Genomic DNA, 15,200 nt, shown 5'->3' with positions numbered 1-15,200 from the left:
CGCCACGCCGCGGGCGCTCCGGCCGGGAGGCGCGCGCGGCCGCGGCGGCTGCCGTCGTTACAACAGGTTGCGCTGCTCCACCAGCTGTCCGCCAATGGCCTGGTAGATCACCACGGTGCCGTCCTTGATGTCGCCCTTGCTGTCGAATTCGATCGAGCCCTGGATCTTGCCCGAGAAGGAACCCTTGGCCAGCACCGGCAGGTAGGTTTCCGGCTTGGTCGAACCGGCTTCCTGCATCGCCTGCGCGAGGATGTGGATGCCGTCGTAGGAGAGCGTCGAATACGCGCCCGGCGTGCCGAACTTGGCCTTGTACATGTCGGTGAAGCCGATGCCGGACGACAGCCAGGACGGCGGCACGCCGGCGATCGAGCAGTAATAGTTGTTGTCGGCGCCGCCCTGTGCGCCCTTGACGGTGGAAATGTCGCACATCGCGTCGGCCACCACGAACTTGGCGCCGGAACCAACCTTGCGCAGTGCCTTCAGCAGCGGCAGGCCCGCCGCTTCGTCGCCGCCGAAGAACACGACATCGGCATTCGCGTCCATGATCTTCTTCGCCAGCGCCGCATAGTCCGTGCTCTTGCCGTCAACGCCTTCACGCGCGGTCTGCAGCTTCTTCCCCTTGACGCCCTGCTCGACCTCGTCGGCGATGCCGATGCCGAAGGTGGTGCGGTCATCGACCACATAAAGCGATTTGGTGCGCAGCTTCTCGCCGATCAGCCGCGCCAGGGCCGCACCCTGCTGGATGTCGTCGGCAGTGATGCGAAACGCGGTCTTCAAGCCCATCCGCGTGTATTTCGGGTTGGTCGATACCGACAACTGCGGGATGCCGGCTTCCGCATACAGCGGCGCGGCGGCGATCGACACGCCGGAATTGAAATGGCCGAACACCGCGACCACGCCGGCATCGATCAGGCGCTTTGCCGCTGCCTTGCCTTCTTCCGGCGACGCCTTGTCGTCCTCGACCACGAGTTCGAAACGGGCGCGCTTGCGGTTGATCGAAAAGTGGTCGCTGTTGAGCTCGTCGACCGCGATCTGCGCGCCATTGGCGATGTCCTTGCCGTATTGCGCGAGCGGGCCGGACATCGGCGCGACCACGCCGATCTTGACGGTGACCTGGCGGCTGCAGGCGGCGGCCAGCAGTGAAACGGCAAGTACGCAGGCAATGCGAATCCAGTGTTTCATGTCTCCCCCTTATTGGAATTGTGGATCTTGATGTTAGGACGGCATTTGCCGGATTATATTTCGTAAATATTTACGAATACAAAGTTTTGTTTGCTTGAAATCCGGTCTGCTTGTCTGTTTACCTGCGCGCTGGTTTTTTTCGACTGTGAATTTTTGCAGGCGCACAAAGTGGGCCGGCAGAGACGGTTACCGGTTTTCGGAACGGCCGGATTGTTGCGCCGCAACGCGTGCGCGCAGGCAGTCCGGGCAAAAACAGAGCGCGGCATCGCCGTCCTGCGCCGGTGCGCCGGTGTCGGGCGCGAGCGGCGGTAGTGCGGCGCACCAGCAGGGGCGCTCGTCGCCGGGCGTATCGGCCATGCCGCAGGTGAAGGGTTTGCCGCAGGCGGCGCAGGTGCTCATTTCGGGCCGGGATCCGTCTCGTCGCCGCCCAGCTGCCGCATCGCCGTACGCAGCAGGTCCATCTGGGAGGTAAAGGTGCGGCAGGCATTGCAGGCAAGCAGGTGCATCCGCACCCGCGCGCGTTCCACGAGGCTCAGCTCGCGGTCCATGCCCTCGGAGGTGAGTCGGTGGATTTCCTTGCAAGTCGGTTTAAGTGGCATCAGGCGCGCTTTCCGAACCAGTTCAGATCAAGGCATTCGCGCAACTGCATGCGCGCACGATAGAGCATGACCCATGCATTGGACGTGCTGATCCCCAGTTCCTTACAAATTTCGGCAGTGTCCAGTTCCAGCCACTCGCGCATCATGAAAATCCGGGCGGTCCTGGCCGGCAGTTTTTCCAGGCAGAGTTCCAGCACCCGGAAGAAGTCCTTCTGTTCGAGCGTCGCATCCGGGTCGCCCCAGGCGCGCGGCGTGTCCACGGTGTGGCCGTCCGGCCTGAACAAGGTATCGATGACGTCGGCTTCGGAGGCGTCGTCGCCGGCGTCGATGCGGAACTCGCGCTTCCCGGCGCGTATCAGATCGACGATCTTGTGCTTGAGGATGGCGGTCACATAGGTGCGCAGCGTCGACTGGCCGGCAAACCGGCCGGGCTTTTCCAGCACCGCCAGCAGCGTATCCTGCACCGCGTCTTCGGCCAGCGTTTGATTACGAAGCTGCAAGACTGCAAACCGCATCAGCGCGGGACGCAGGCACTCCAGTTCGCCATGCAGGACGTCGGTCATGGGACTTCCCTTGTCAATTGGGCAAAGCCTAGCGGATCAAACCCGGGATGACAAGAAATCCGCCGGGAAATCGCGGCGCTTTCCCTGTAAAATCGCGAAAATCGTTTTTCAGGACTCGTCATGATCGACCTCGCCGACCCCAACGCCGACCTGTCCGGCGTTTCTCCGCAAATCAAGGCTGAAATCCTCGCGCAGGCGCTGCCTTACATCCGCAAGTTCCACGGCAAGACCATTGTCGTCAAGTACGGCGGCAATGCCATGACCGAAGAGCGCCTGAAGCATGGCTTTGCGCGCGATGTCATCCTGCTCAAGCTGGTCGGCATGAATCCGGTGGTGGTGCACGGCGGCGGTCCGCAGATCGACAACGCGCTGAAGAAGATCGGCAAGCAGGGCACCTTCGTGCAGGGCATGCGCATCACCGACGAGGAAACGATGGAAGTGGTCGAGTGGGTGCTGGGCGGCGAGGTGCAGCAGGACATCGTGATGCTGATCAATCACTACGGCGGCCAGGCGGTCGGCCTGACCGGCAAGGACGGCGGCCTGATCCGCGCGCGCAAGATGCAGATGCCGGACAAGGAAAAACCGGGGCAATTCCTCGACATCGGCTTCGTCGGCGAGATCGACGCGATCAACCCGGCGGTGGTCAAGGCGCTGCAGGACGATGCGTTCATCCCGATCATTTCCCCGATCGGCTTCGGCGAGGATGGCCAGGCTTACAACATCAACGCCGACCTGGTCGCCGGCAAGATCGCCGAAATCCTGAAGGCGGAAAAGCTGATCATGATGACTAACATCCCCGGCGTGATGGACAAGCAGGGCAATCTGCTGACCGACCTGTCGGCGCGTGAGATCGACGAGATGTTCGCCGACGGCACCATCTCGGGCGGGATGCTGCCTAAGATTTCCTCGGCGCTGGATGCGGCGAAGTCGGGCGTGAACACGGTGCACATCATCGACGGCCGCATCGAGCATTCGCTGCTGCTGGAAGTGCTGACCGAACAGGCGTTCGGCACGATGATCCGGTCGCATTGAACGCGGTTCGCTGAATAAGGAATCGCAGGGAGGTGGGACCCCACCCACCCTACGGTCGATCGTCTTGCGTCTGCTGGGCCGGCATTCACAAAAACAAAGCCGGTCCCTCAATACACCTTCTCCACCTCATACCCGCGCTGCTTCAAGAGCGCCGGCAAGCCGTTTTCCCCCACCATATGCAGCAGGCCGACGCCGACGAAGGCCGCTTCGCCGCCGCGCAGCAGGGCTTCGATCTTGGTCGCCATTTCCGGATTGCGCTTGTCCAGCAGCACCCGCAGGGTGAATTCCGATGACGCGCTGTTTTCGCCGCGCGTGTCGCGCACGAAGGCTTCCGCCGCCTCGCCGTTCGCCGTCGCCCAGGCGTCGATCAGCGCCACCGACTTCTTCAGCGCGTTGCCGTCGCCGAGTTCGGCCAGATTCTCGCGCAGGTAGCGCACCTGCATCGCGTCCGGCATGCCGTCGAACAGCGCCATCTGGTACTCGGCCGATTCCAGTTCGTCCACTGCCTTGGCGTCCTGTGCCGCCAGCGAAAGCAGGAACATCTCGGTGCCGTGGCTGCGCCGGTAGCCGTTGCGCTCGAGGTCGAGGCCGACCAGCAGGTTGGCCAGCAGCCAGGGTTTCATGTGGCGCACCTGGTGCGGCGTGATGCCGAACTGCCGCAGCGCCGCGTCGAGACGGGCCAGGTCGTCCGCCGGCAGGTGCCTGTCCACGCTGTCGCCGGGCGGGTAATACCCGTGCTTGTGCAGCGCCGCCTGGAACGGTTCCGGCCTGCGGATGTCGATTTCGAGAACGAGCTTGCTGGCGCCCGACAGGGCTTGCGTGACCTGCGCGTCGAGCGGGAAGAAGTCCGGCGTGCCGACATGGATGGTGCCGAACAGCCAGGCGGTATTGTCGCCATGGCGCACCCGGTACAGCATGCCGCGGGCGCGTGCGGCCGCTTGTGCGGCAACGGTTGCTGTTGCATCATTGTCCGCATGTGCAGCGCCTCCGAAAAGACACAGGCATGCGCTTAACAAGACGATAACAACCGACTTCATGATTCTCCCTGACGCCAGCTCTGCGGCCGGCGTCAAAACACTCTAACAGATGCCCGCTCCGATTTGGTTGTTCGACCTCGACAACACGCTGCACAATGCGTCGCACGCGATTTTCCCTGCCATTAACGCCAACATGAATGCCTATATGGCAAAGGTGCTCGGCGACGGCGACCTGCCGGCGGACCCGGCAACGGTGAACGCGGTGCGGCTGGCGTACTGGAAGCGCTACGGCGCGACCCTGCTGGGCATGGTGCGGCACCACGGCGTGCGCATGGACGAGTTCCTGCACGAGGCCCACCTGTTTGACGACCTGACCGGCATGATCCGCGCCGAGCGCGGCCTGGCGCGGCTGCTCAAGCGCCTGCCGGGCCGCAAGATCCTGCTCACCAATGCGCCGCGCCGCTATTCGCATGACGTGATCCGCCATCTCGGCCTGCATCGCGCGTTCGCGCAGCACATTCCGATCGAGGCGATGCGCGTGCACGGCCAGCTGCGTCCCAAGCCGTCGAAACAGCTGCTGCGCAAGCTGCTCGCGCGCGAAGGCGTGTCGGCCAGGCGCTGTATCCTCGTCGAGGATTCGGCCGACAACCTGAAGGCGGCCAAGGCGATCGGCATGCGCACCGCCTGGGTCACCCGCTACCTTGCCAGCAGTCCCAACATGCGCCAGCTCAACGGCGGGCGGCCGCTGCCGGGATTCACAAAGCGCCCCATTTTTGTCGATGTCAAAGTACAATCCGTAAGGCAACTACCGGAGATGCTGCATCGGCTCAGGAGCCCGTCCCGGTAGGGATTGCCTGGCGCCCCGTCTCCGGTCCTTCCGGCGCGCATCCGTCCGGCACTCCCTTGCGCGACAGGCTTCGGGCAATTCCCCTCGATTGCTTACACTAAGACATCATGGCAACCACAAAACCGGGCGAACGCAAACTTCAAATCCTCCAGACCCTGGCAGCGATGCTGGAACAGCCGAAAGGGGAAAAGATCACCACGGCGGCGCTGGCGGCCAAGCTCGATGTGTCCGAAGCCGCGCTGTACCGGCATTTCGCGAGCAAGGCGCAGATGTTCGAGGGGCTGATCGAATTCATCGAGACCAGCGTGTTCGGCCTGATCAACCAGATCAGCGAGCAGCAGGAAAACGGCCTGGCCCAGGTGCAGGCGATCGTCGCGATGCTGCTCAGCTTCGCCGAGCGCAATCCGGGCATGACCCGGGTGCTGATCGGCGATGCGCTGGTCAACGAGGACGAGCGCCTGCAGCTGCGCATGAACCAGTTCATCGAGCGCGTGGAAATGTCGATCCGCCAGGCCTTGCGCGTGGCCGCCAGCCAGGGGCAGGCGAGCGAGAACGAAGTCATCACCCGCGCCAACATGATCACCAGCGTGGTGATCGGCCGCTGGCACCGGTTCGCCAAGAGCGGCTTCAAGCAGAATCCGTCGGAACACGCGCAGGCACAGGTGGCGATGCTGCTGTCCTGATCCGCGCCGCGGAAAGTTCGCGGTTTTTTGCACGCCGCGCCCGAATTTGATTTGCCCGCGGTCGCCGCTGTTTCCGCTTTGTTCGGCACGCCGCGCCGGCCATCTGCACGTCTCGCTCTGGACGCGCCGCCATGGCCCGTTTTCCTGCACACGGCACCAAACCTCAGTACACTCTCTGTCTTTGCAATCTGGAACAAGCCGTTGCATGGACACGACACTCGACAAAGAATTTCCCGCCCTTGCGTTCGCCGCTCTGCTGGTCGGCGGCATGGCGATCGGCTTTGCCGGCATCTTCATGCGCCTGTCCGACGTCAACCCGCTGGCCTCGGCCTTCTGGCGGATGGCGCTGGCGGCGCCTTTCCTGTGGGCCTGGGCGTTCTCGGTACGCGGGCAGGATGAAGCCGCCGGCAAGCGCACCGACTTCACGCGGGCGCTGATACTGGCCGGCATCTACTTCGCCGGCGACATGGGCATCTGGCACCTGTCGCTGCATTACACGACCGTCGCCAACGCGACCCTGCTGTCGAATTTCGCGCCGATCTTCATCGCGCTGTGGATGTGGTTCGCGTTTCGCGTGCGCTTTGCGCGCGTCTTCATCGTCGGCATGCTGATCGCGCTGACCGGCGCCGTCATGCTGGTCGGGCCGAACGCGGCCGGCGCCGAAGGCGGCAACAAGCTGCTCGGCGACGCGCTCGGTCTCGGCAGCGCAGTGTTCTACGCGGCGTACCAGCTGGTGATCAAGGATGCGCGCAGCCAGTATTCCACCGCGCGCCTGATGGCCTGGAGCACGACGGTGACCGGGCTGGCGCTGCTGCCGTTCGCATTGACCGCGCCCGGCGCATTCTGGCCGGCGCAGGCCGCCGGCTGGCTGCCGCTGCTGGCGCTGGCGCTGGTGGCGCAGATCGGCGGGCAGACCGTGATCGCCTATGCGTCCGCCCACCTGCCGGCATCGCTGTCCTCGGTCAGCCTGCTGATCCAGCCGCTGACCGCCGCCGTTGCCGCCTGGCTGATTTTCCAGGAAGCGATCGGGCCGGTGCAGATGGCGGGCGGCGCGCTGCTGCTGTGGGGGATCTACCTGTCCAAGCGCGGAAGCTGAGCGGCGCCGGCGCTACAATACCGGTTTGCATGCCGCGCGTCCGCCCGCGCCGCCGTCCACCCGCACCACTGCCTTGAACGCCTCACGCCACCCCGATGCCGACTGCTTCGCGCTGCTCGACGATTGCGACGCGAGCAGCGCCGACCCGCGCTCGCGCCTGCTGACCGGGTATGCGGGCAGCCTTGCCTGCGACAGCGCCGACGCGCTGCCCGCGCTGCTGCGGCAGATGGAAGACGCGTTGCGCCAGGGGCGGCACGCGGTCGGCCTGTTCACCTATGAGCTCGGCGCGGGCATGCACCACATCGCGGCGCCCGGCACGGCCTTGCCGCTGGCGCAGGTGCTGTTGTTCGAACGCTGCGAACGGCTGTCGTCCGACGCGGTGCAGGCGTGGCTGGACGCCCGGGCGCAACCCGGGCCGGCGGGCATCGCCGGGATTGCCGCCAGCGTCAGCGAGGAACAGTTCGCATCCGCAATCGCCCGCATCCACGATTACATCGAAGCAGGCGACACCTACCAGATCAATTACACCTATCGCCTGCGCTTCGATGCGTTCGGCGCGCCGGCCGACCTGTACCGCCGGCTGCGCGCACGCCAGCCCGTTCCCTATGGCGCGCTGGTCATGCTGCCGGGCGGGCAGGCCGTGCTGTCGCTGTCGCCGGAACTGTTCATGCGTCACAACGACGGCGTCCTTACGGCGCGGCCGATGAAGGGCACTGCGGCCGCGAGCGGCGACGCGGCAACCGATGCGCAGCGCGCCGCCGCGCTTGCCGCCGATCCGAAGAACCGCGCCGAAAACCTGATGATCGTCGACCTGCTGCGCAACGACCTCGGCCGTGTCGCCCGCTTCGGCTCGGTGTCGGTGCCGAAACTGTTTGCGGTCGACCGCTACAGCAGCGTGCTGCAGATGACCTCCACCGTGCATGCGCACCTGCGCGACGACGCGGGGCTGGCCGAAGTGTTCGACGCGCTCTATCCCTGCGGCTCGATCACCGGCGCGCCGAAACGCCGCACCATGCAGATCATCCGCGAACTGGAGCCGGATGCGCGCGGCATCTACACCGGCGCCATCGGCTGGTTCGAGGCGCCGCAAGCCGGCCGCCGCTGCGGCGACTTCTGCCTGTCGGTGCCGATCCGCACGCTGGTGCTGCAAGCCGAAGCGCACGGCACCCGCAAGGGGGAGCTCGGCGTCGGTGCCGGCATCGTGCACGACAGCGTGGCCGCGGAAGAGCTGGCCGAGTGCCGCCTGAAGGCGCGCTTCCTGACCGGCCTCGGCCATGCATTCGAACTGCTGGAGACGATGCATGCGACACGCAGCGAAGGATGCCGCCATCTTGAGCGCCACCTGCAGCGCCTTGCCGCATCCGCCGACTACTTCGGCTTTGCATATGACGAGAACGCGATCCGGGAACAGTTGCGCATCGCCTGCGCCGCGGTCGACGCCGATTTGCCGCAGCGCCTGCGTCTTGCGCTTCGGCACGACGGCAGTTGCACGATCCAGGTCGCGCCGCTGGCGCCGCTTGCCACTCCGGTGAAACTGCTGCTCGCGCCCCGGGGCATGCATTCCGCTGATCTGTTCCTGCGCCACAAGACGTCGGTGCGCGAGCACTATGACGCGGCGTGGAAGGCGGCGGAAGCGCAGGGCGCATTCGACATGTTGTTCTGCAATGAGCGGGGCGAGCTTACCGAGGGCGGCAGGAGCAGCCTGTTCGTCAAGCTTGATGGACGCTGGTATACGCCGCCGCTCGAATGCGGCGTGCTGCCGGGCGTCATGCGTTCCGTGCTGCTCGATGATCCGGCATGGAACGCCAGTGAAAGACGCCTCACGCCAGAGGACCTGCGGCATGCCGAAGGCATCGTTGCCTGCAATGCGCTGCGCGGCGCGCTGCCGGCGATGATCTAAGCCCGCTTCGCCAGCGGCGCCGGCTGGAACACCACCAGCCAGGTCGCCAGCACCACCAGCGCGCAGCCGATCAGGGTGTTCAGGTTGATCGACTCTTGCAGGAACAGCGCACCCCACAGCAGCGCAAACAGCGGAATCAGGAAGGTGACCGTCAGCGCCTTGGTCGGGCCGATATCGGCGATCAGGCGGAAGTAAATGAAATACGCAACCGCGCTGCACAACAGCGCGAGCAGCGCGGCGATCAACATCACGAAGGGCGTGACTTCCGCGCGCACCGGCGACAAGGGCAGGAAGGGCAGCAGGACCAGCGCCGCGCCGAGCTGCGAACCGGTGGCCATCTGGGGCGGCGCGATGCCGGCCGACTTCTTTTTCGAATAGGCGCCGGCGATGCCGTAGCACAGCGCCGCGCCGACGCAGGCGAGCGCGGCGAGCAGGACCTGCGGCGAGAACTGCGCCGGTCCCAGGCGCACCAGGAAGGCGACGCCGGCCACGCCGGTGATCATGCCCGCGATCTTGCGGGCGGTCAGCGCCTCGCCCAGCACCGCGGCGCCGACCAGCGCGCCCCACAGCGGGCTGGTCGCGTTCAGGATCGCCGAATAGCCGGCAGGCAGCGTCAGTGCCGCATGGGAATACAGTGCGAACGGCAATGCGGAATTGAGCCCGCCCAGCGCGAGATAATGGCGCCAGTTGGCGCCGAAATGCATCGCGCGCCGCGTTACGGCCATGAACGCCAGCATCGCGATGCCGGCCAGGGCGACGCGCACTTCCGCGGTCCATAACGCGCCGAGCACCGGCGCGACGATGCGCATGAACAGGAAGGATGCGCCCCAGATGGCGGCGAGGACAAGCAGGCGGGCTAGATCGGTGCTGCGCATGGCAATCTCGACAGGTCGAATGAACAGGCCGTCAGGATAGCGGGATTGGCGCCGTCGTGCTGGCCGGATTCGGACAGCTTATTGCAGCGCGCGCTGGCGCGACGCCAGCAGCGCGCCGAGCAGCAGCGCCGCGGCGGAAAACACCAGGCCGCGCTGCAGGCCGCCCGCCTGGTCCGAAATCCAGCCGACCACCGTCGGGCCGGCGATCTGTCCGAACGCGAACACCGTGGTGAAGCCGCTGATGCCCGCCGACCACGCATGCGCGGGAAGATTGTGGCGCACCAGGGCGGTGGTCGATGCCACCACCGACAGGAACACCGCACCGAACAGGATGCCGGACACGAACACCGCGGGCGTGGCCGCGGTCAGCACCGGCAACAGCGTGGCGGCCGCGAGCAGGGCATTGAGGATCGCCAGCGCCTGGCCGCCCTTGAAATGATCGAGCATGCGCGCCCAGATGCGCGACGAGGTGACCACCGCCAGGCCGAGCGCGGCATAGAATGCGGTGACCGTCTGCGCCGGCATGCCCTGTTCCTTCAGCAGCGCGATGACGAAGGTCATGTAGCCGATATAGCCGACCCCGAACATGAAATAGCCGGCCAGCCCGAACGCGAAGGGACGCACCCGGAAGCCGCCATGGTTCCCGCCGGCCGGGGTCGAGCCGTCGATCCGCGCGGCCGGCAGTGCCATCAGCGCCATCATCAGCAGGCAGACGCAGCCGAGCGCCAGCCACGCCCACTGCCACGCATGCGGCGCGGCGTACGCGGCGGCGGCCTCGATGGTTGCCGGCACCAGCAGCGCCGACAGGCTGATGCCGAAGCCGGTACCGCCGTAATACAGGCCGATCAGGAAGCCGGCCCGCCCGGGATGCAGCGCGCCGAGCCGGGCCGCGAGCACGCCGCCGGAAATGAAGATGAAGGCGCTCGCGATGCCGGCCAGCACGCGCTGCAGCAGCAGCATGTCGGCATCCGTCACAAAGCCGGACAGCAGCATGAAGATGGCGGTCAGCAGCGCACCCCCGTTCAGCGCCGCTTGCGCGCCGAACCGGCGCATCACGGCCGGCGTGACCAGTGCGCCGATGAAATAGCCGAAGGCATTTGCGGTATTCATCGCGCCGGCAAGCAGGTAGGACCAACCCAGGTCGGCGCGCATCGGCGGCAGCAGCAGGGCGTAGGAAAAGCGCGAGATGCCGAGCGAGATCGCCGCGCCGAGCGAGAGCGCAAGCGCCGTCAGCAGGGGATGGCGGAGGGCGGGATTGCCGGCTCGCACGACGTCTACGCGTTCTCGCGCGGCACGTCACGCCGCGGCGTCCACAGTACCAGCGCCATCGCCGCCAGCACCACCGCGCCGCCGGCAAGCGTCGATGGAGTCACCGGCTCATGCAGGAACAGGAACGCCCACAGCATGCTGAACAGCGGGATCAGAAAGGACACGCTCATCGCCCGCGTCGGCCCCACCTTCACGATGAGCGGGATGAACAGCGCCTGCGCCAGGCCGGACGACAGCAAGGCCATCGCGGTGATGCAGGCCAGCGCGGTGAATGACGGCATCGCCGGCGGCAGCGAGAACGGCACCGTCGGCAGCAGGACGGCGCCGCCGGCCACCAGCGAGCCGGCGGCCATCGCGATCGGCGGGATGCCGCCCGGGCGGCCGGTCTTCTTCACGATGATGCTCGACAGCGCGTAGCCGGCCGCCGCAACCAGGCAGGCGGCGACGGCTGCCAGCGTGCCGGCATCGATCTTCAGCGCGCCGGCGCCGACCAGCGTGGCGACGCCGGCAATGCCCATCACCAGTCCGGCGAGCTTTTGCAGGGTCAGTCGTTCGGCCAGCCAGATCATCGAAAACACCGCGCCGAACAGGGGCGCGGTGGCGTTGAGCACGGCGGAGTGCGCCGCCGGCAAATGGAGCGCGGCGAACGCGAAGCCGGAAAACGGGATCGCCACCGCGAACAGCCCGACCATGGCATACGGTTTGAGGTTGGCGCGCCAGTCCATGCGCACGCCGGTGGCCACGGCGAATGCGACCAGTGCCACGCCGGCCAGCGTGGTACGCAGCGTCGCCGTCAGCAGCGGGCCGGCTTCCGGCACCGCGACGCGCAGGAAGATGAAGGAGCCGCCCCAGATCGCGGAAAGGAAAACCAGCTTGGCAAGGTCGGCGGCGGACATCGGGAAGGAGATTGCGCAAGGGAAAAAGAACGACCGGTCGATTGTAGCACCGGGGACGGGGCGCCGCCGCGCGGGCCTGGACTCTGTTTCACAAGCTGCTGCGCACCCCGGATTGACGCCTGCGTTGCTCTGCGTACCTCTCGTACGCGTGACGCTACTCGACGCCAATCCGGCCCGCCCGCTACGGAAAGCGTGCCGGTGTTGCGCGCAAGTTGAAAGCGCGTTCGAACCTGTAAGCCGCTTGATACCGCCCAAGAAGCGCGGCACGGGAAGCGCGAATAATCTTCTCCCAAGGGAGATAGACAATGTCAAAGCGTACTGAAAAACGCATCGGGCATGCGGTGGCGGCGCTCGCCGCCACGATCCTGCTTGCGTCCTGCGGCAAGGATGACAAGCACGCCGGCCGCGACGAGGGCGGCCACGCGGAACCGGTGTCGCCGCCGCTTGCCGGCTCACAGCAGGAACTCGTCGAACGGCGTCACTTCGACATCTACAGGCGCTACCAGCCGCTGTTCGAGCAGCCGCTGGACGGCGCGCGCGCACGCATCCACGACGACGAGGAGCGCCTGCAGCATGCGGTGATGACGGTGCGCGCAGCAAGCCTCGATATCCTGCGGTCGTGCTCAATGCGCGCGGTGCTGGCGGGGTATTAGCCTCTGTTTGACAAGCGTCGCGAGCAGGCCGGATTGGCGTAGCGCACGCATACGCGAAGCACGCAGAGCAGCGCGAGCGTCGGTCCGGAGCGCTCGGTAGCTTGGCAAACAGAGCCTGGTAGAGCATCCGGATGGTTTTCGCAGGTAGAGATGCAGGGTGGGCGGCGCCGCCGTGAGCGAAACGCACCGAGCGCTCCAGATACGGGATGGTGGGTTTCGCTCCGCTCTACCCACCCTACGGTCTTCTATGGACGCTCTACTAGAAATTGCCGGAGAGACGGGCCGCTGCTCAGTCGCCGCAGACGGAACACGGCGCATTGCGTGCCAGCCGGATGCTGCTCCACTCCATGTTGCGCGCATCCAGCATCAGCAACCGTCCCGCCAGCGATTCGCCGATCCCGGCAACCAGCTTCAGCGCCTCGGCCGCCTGCATCGTGCCGATGATGCCGACCAGCGGCGCGAACACGCCCATGGTCGAGCACAGCACTTCCTCGAACTGCTGCTCGGGCGGGAACAGGCAGGCGTAGCAGGGCGAATCGGCGCGGCGGGTGTCGAACACCGAGATCTGTCCGTCCATGCGGATCGCCGCGCCCGATACCAGCGGCACCTTGTGCTGCACACAGGCGCGGTTGACCGCATGGCGGGTGGCGAAATTGTCGCAGCAGTCCAGCACCACCGTCGCCTGCCGTACCAGTTCCGACAGGCGCCCGCCCTCGGCGCGCTCGGTCAGCGCCACCACTTCGATATCCGGATTGATCTGCGCCAGCGTCTTTTTGCCGGACTGCGCCTTGGGCTGGCCGATACGCTCTGTGGTGTGCAGGATCTGGCGCTGCAGGTTGGTCAAGTCGACGCTATCGTTGTCGACCAGCGTGATCTTGCCGATGCCGGCGGACGCGAGGTAATAGGCGGCGGGCGACCCCAGCCCGCCGGCGCCGATCACGAGCGCGTGCGCGGCGAGCAGTTTTTCCTGCCCTTCGATGCCGATCTCGTCGAGCAGGATATGGCGGGAATAGCGGAGCAGTTGGTTGTCGTTCATGGGGCAGGGCGCCGGGAGGTGATATCGCGATTGTAAAGGCGGGGGCGCAGCGATGCCAGCGCTGCTGCAAGAAAAAAAGGCCGCATCGCTGCGGCCTTTTCTCGACGGTTATGTCGTCTGGCGGCGGGCTTACTTCTTCTCGCCGTTTCCGTTCTTCTCACCATTCGGGGTCTTCTTCTCGTCGTTGATGGTGTTTTCCTTCTTGCTTTCGACCTTCGGCGACTTGGACAGCTGCACCGGCAAGCCCTTCAGGTGGTTCAGCGCCTGCGCCAGCTGGAAGTCGTCCTTGCTGCCGAATTCGAGCGGCTTGCGCTTCTTCTCGAGGGCGGCGAGGCGCTGCTCTTCTTCCAGTTCGTCGATCTTGCGCGCGGCTTCATCCTTGTCCTTGTCGTTGGACAGGTGCTTCTGCAGGTCGGCTTCGCGCAGGCGCAGGCCGTTCAGGCCGTCGCCTTCGGCGGTTTCGTCGACCAGCAGGTCGGGCACGATGCCCTTGGCCTGGATCGCGCGGCCGTTCGGCGTGTAGTAACGCGCTGTGGTCAGCTTGACGGCGGTATCGGCGGACAACTGGCGGATGGTCTGCACCGATCCCTTGCCGAAGGTTTGCTGGCCCATGATGGTGGCGCGCTTGTAATCCTGCAATGCGCCGGCCACGATTTCGGAAGCCGATGCGGAGCCGCTGTTGACCAGCACGACCATCTTGGTTTTCTTGGCCGCCGGATTCAGGCCGGACAGCGGATCGCCAACAGTGCGCGAACCGTAATATTCGCGGCGCGCATAGAAGGTTGCCTTGGAATCCGGCAACTGGCCGTTGGTGGATACGATGACGACATCCTTGGGCAGGAAGGCGGCGGACACGCCGATCGCGCCCGGCAGCAGGCCTCCCGGGTCATTGCGCAGGTCCAGCACCAGGCCTTTCAGGTTGGGGTCTTGCGCATACAGCGCGTTGATCTTTTTGACCATGTCGTCCACGGTCGGCTCCTGGAACTGCGATACGCGCAGCCATGCGTAACCGGGCTCGACCATCTTGGACTTGACGCTTTGCACGCGGATTTCCTGGCGCGTGATGGTGAACAGCAGCGGCTTGTCTTCTTCCTTGCGCGCCACTGTCAGTGTGATCTTGGTATTGGGTTCGCCGCGCATGCGCTTGACCGCTTCATCGAGCGTCATGCCTTTGACCGGCGTGCTGTCCAGACGCGTGATCAGATCGCCGGCTTTCAGGCCGGCCTTGTAGGCAGGCGAATCCTCGATCGGCGAAATGACTTTGACATAGCCGTCTTCCATGCCGACTTCGATGCCCAGGCCGACGAAGCGGCCTTGGGTGCCTTCCTTCAATTCCTTGAAAGCCTTTTTGTCGAGGTAAGCGGAATGCGGATCGAGGGATGCCACCATGCCGGAGATGGCTTCGGTCAACAATTTCTTGTCTTCCACCGATTCGACATAATCGGTTTTGATCAACCCGAACACGTCCGCCAACTGGCGCAGCTCTTCGAGCGGCAGCGGTGCGGCGGCGTTCTTCTGCGCGATGGCTTCGAACTGGATGGAACCAGCGACGCCGGCGAGTACGCCCAGACCAATCAGACTGAAATTCTTGA

Annotated in this window: 16 protein-coding genes; 6 read left to right on the top strand and 10 right to left on the bottom strand. The window is 65.5% G+C overall.

The annotated features are described in order from the left end of the window. Positions 1-57: 57 nt before the first annotated feature. From VEC01_RS04645 to VEC01_RS04630, 4 genes are all read right to left on the bottom strand, one after another. A complete protein-coding gene (locus VEC01_RS04645; protein ID WP_324899233.1) occupies positions 58-1,182 on the bottom strand; it encodes a branched-chain amino acid ABC transporter substrate-binding protein in 1,125 nt (374 codons plus the stop codon). A 186-nt stretch (positions 1,183-1,368) separates the two neighbouring features. Then, on the bottom strand, positions 1,369-1,581 hold the full coding sequence (locus VEC01_RS04640) for a cysteine-rich CWC family protein (RefSeq protein WP_324899231.1): 213 nt from the start codon (positions 1,579-1,581) through the stop codon (positions 1,369-1,371). After that, the gene (locus tag VEC01_RS04635) at positions 1,578-1,781 is read right to left on the bottom strand and encodes a zf-HC2 domain-containing protein (protein ID WP_324899229.1); all 204 of its coding nucleotides are present in this window, start codon (positions 1,779-1,781) and stop codon (positions 1,578-1,580) included. The genes VEC01_RS04640 and VEC01_RS04635 overlap by 4 nt, the downstream gene beginning before the upstream one ends. After that, entirely contained in the window at positions 1,781-2,344 is a 564-nt protein-coding gene (locus VEC01_RS04630; protein WP_324899227.1) for a sigma-70 family RNA polymerase sigma factor, read from the bottom strand. Before VEC01_RS04630 ends, VEC01_RS04635 begins: the two co-directional genes overlap by 1 nt. Positions 2,345-2,464: 120 nt before the next feature. On the opposite strand from VEC01_RS04630, the gene argB reads away from it, so the two are divergent. After that, positions 2,465-3,376 (top strand): acetylglutamate kinase, encoded by a 912-nt coding sequence (gene argB, locus VEC01_RS04625; protein WP_324899225.1) that lies wholly within the window; start codon positions 2,465-2,467, stop codon positions 3,374-3,376. 107 nt (positions 3,377-3,483) lie between these two features. Here argB and VEC01_RS04620 read toward each other — a convergent pair whose 3' ends face one another. Next, positions 3,484-4,293, bottom strand: a complete 810-nt coding sequence (locus VEC01_RS04620) for a TraB/GumN family protein (RefSeq protein ID WP_324899223.1) — start codon at positions 4,291-4,293, stop codon at positions 3,484-3,486. A gap of 169 nt (positions 4,294-4,462) precedes the next feature. On the opposite strand from VEC01_RS04620, the gene VEC01_RS04615 reads away from it, so the two are divergent. The 4 genes from VEC01_RS04615 (at position 4,463) to pabB (ending at position 8,879) form a co-directional block, all read left to right on the top strand. Continuing rightward, on the top strand, positions 4,463-5,200 hold the full coding sequence (locus VEC01_RS04615; protein WP_324899221.1) for a pyrimidine 5'-nucleotidase: 738 nt from the start codon (positions 4,463-4,465) through the stop codon (positions 5,198-5,200). A 107-nt stretch (positions 5,201-5,307) separates the two neighbouring features. Then, positions 5,308-5,883, top strand: coding sequence for a nucleoid occlusion factor SlmA (gene slmA / locus VEC01_RS04610; RefSeq protein ID WP_324899219.1), 576 nt, complete (start codon positions 5,308-5,310; stop codon positions 5,881-5,883). A 205-nt stretch (positions 5,884-6,088) separates the two neighbouring features. After that, positions 6,089-6,979: a DMT family transporter gene (locus VEC01_RS04605; protein ID WP_324899217.1), complete on the top strand. Its 891-nt coding sequence runs from the start codon at positions 6,089-6,091 to the stop codon at positions 6,977-6,979. Positions 6,980-7,052: 73 nt separating this feature from the next. Continuing rightward, positions 7,053-8,879, top strand: a complete 1,827-nt coding sequence (gene pabB / locus VEC01_RS04600; RefSeq protein ID WP_324899216.1) for an aminodeoxychorismate synthase component I — start codon at positions 7,053-7,055, stop codon at positions 8,877-8,879. On the opposite strand, the gene VEC01_RS04595 is transcribed toward pabB, so the two are convergent. The 3 genes from VEC01_RS04595 to VEC01_RS04585 form a co-directional block, all read right to left on the bottom strand. Further along, a complete protein-coding gene (locus tag VEC01_RS04595) occupies positions 8,876-9,754 on the bottom strand; it encodes a DMT family transporter (protein WP_324899214.1) in 879 nt (292 codons plus the stop codon). The two genes, pabB and VEC01_RS04595, sit on opposite strands and share 4 nt — an antisense overlap. Before the next feature lie 78 nt (positions 9,755-9,832). Next, the gene (locus VEC01_RS04590; protein WP_324899212.1) at positions 9,833-11,023 is read right to left on the bottom strand and encodes a YbfB/YjiJ family MFS transporter; all 1,191 of its coding nucleotides are present in this window, start codon (positions 11,021-11,023) and stop codon (positions 9,833-9,835) included. Between the two features lie 5 nt (positions 11,024-11,028). Next, positions 11,029-11,919, bottom strand: coding sequence for a DMT family transporter (locus VEC01_RS04585; protein ID WP_324899210.1), 891 nt, complete (start codon positions 11,917-11,919; stop codon positions 11,029-11,031). A gap of 305 nt (positions 11,920-12,224) precedes the next feature. Here VEC01_RS04585 and VEC01_RS04580 point away from each other — a divergent pair, with 305 nt between their 5' ends. Beyond that, the gene (locus tag VEC01_RS04580; protein ID WP_324899208.1) at positions 12,225-12,572 is read left to right on the top strand and encodes a hypothetical protein; all 348 of its coding nucleotides are present in this window, start codon (positions 12,225-12,227) and stop codon (positions 12,570-12,572) included. 289 nt (positions 12,573-12,861) lie between these two features. On the opposite strand, the gene VEC01_RS04575 is transcribed toward VEC01_RS04580, so the two are convergent. Then, complete coding sequence (locus VEC01_RS04575) at positions 12,862-13,608, bottom strand: molybdopterin-synthase adenylyltransferase MoeB (protein WP_324899207.1); 747 nt, start codon at positions 13,606-13,608, stop codon at positions 12,862-12,864. 129 nt (positions 13,609-13,737) lie between these two features. Then, on the bottom strand, positions 13,738-15,200 hold a 1,463-nt coding region (locus VEC01_RS04570; protein WP_324899205.1), incomplete at its 5' end, for a S41 family peptidase.

Source organism: Noviherbaspirillum sp., from assembly GCF_035627455.1.
Taxonomy (GTDB): domain Bacteria; phylum Pseudomonadota; class Gammaproteobacteria; order Burkholderiales; family Burkholderiaceae_D; genus Noviherbaspirillum.
Note: the sequence above shows the minus strand (reverse complement) of the source record. Positions and strands in the feature narration are given on the sequence as shown.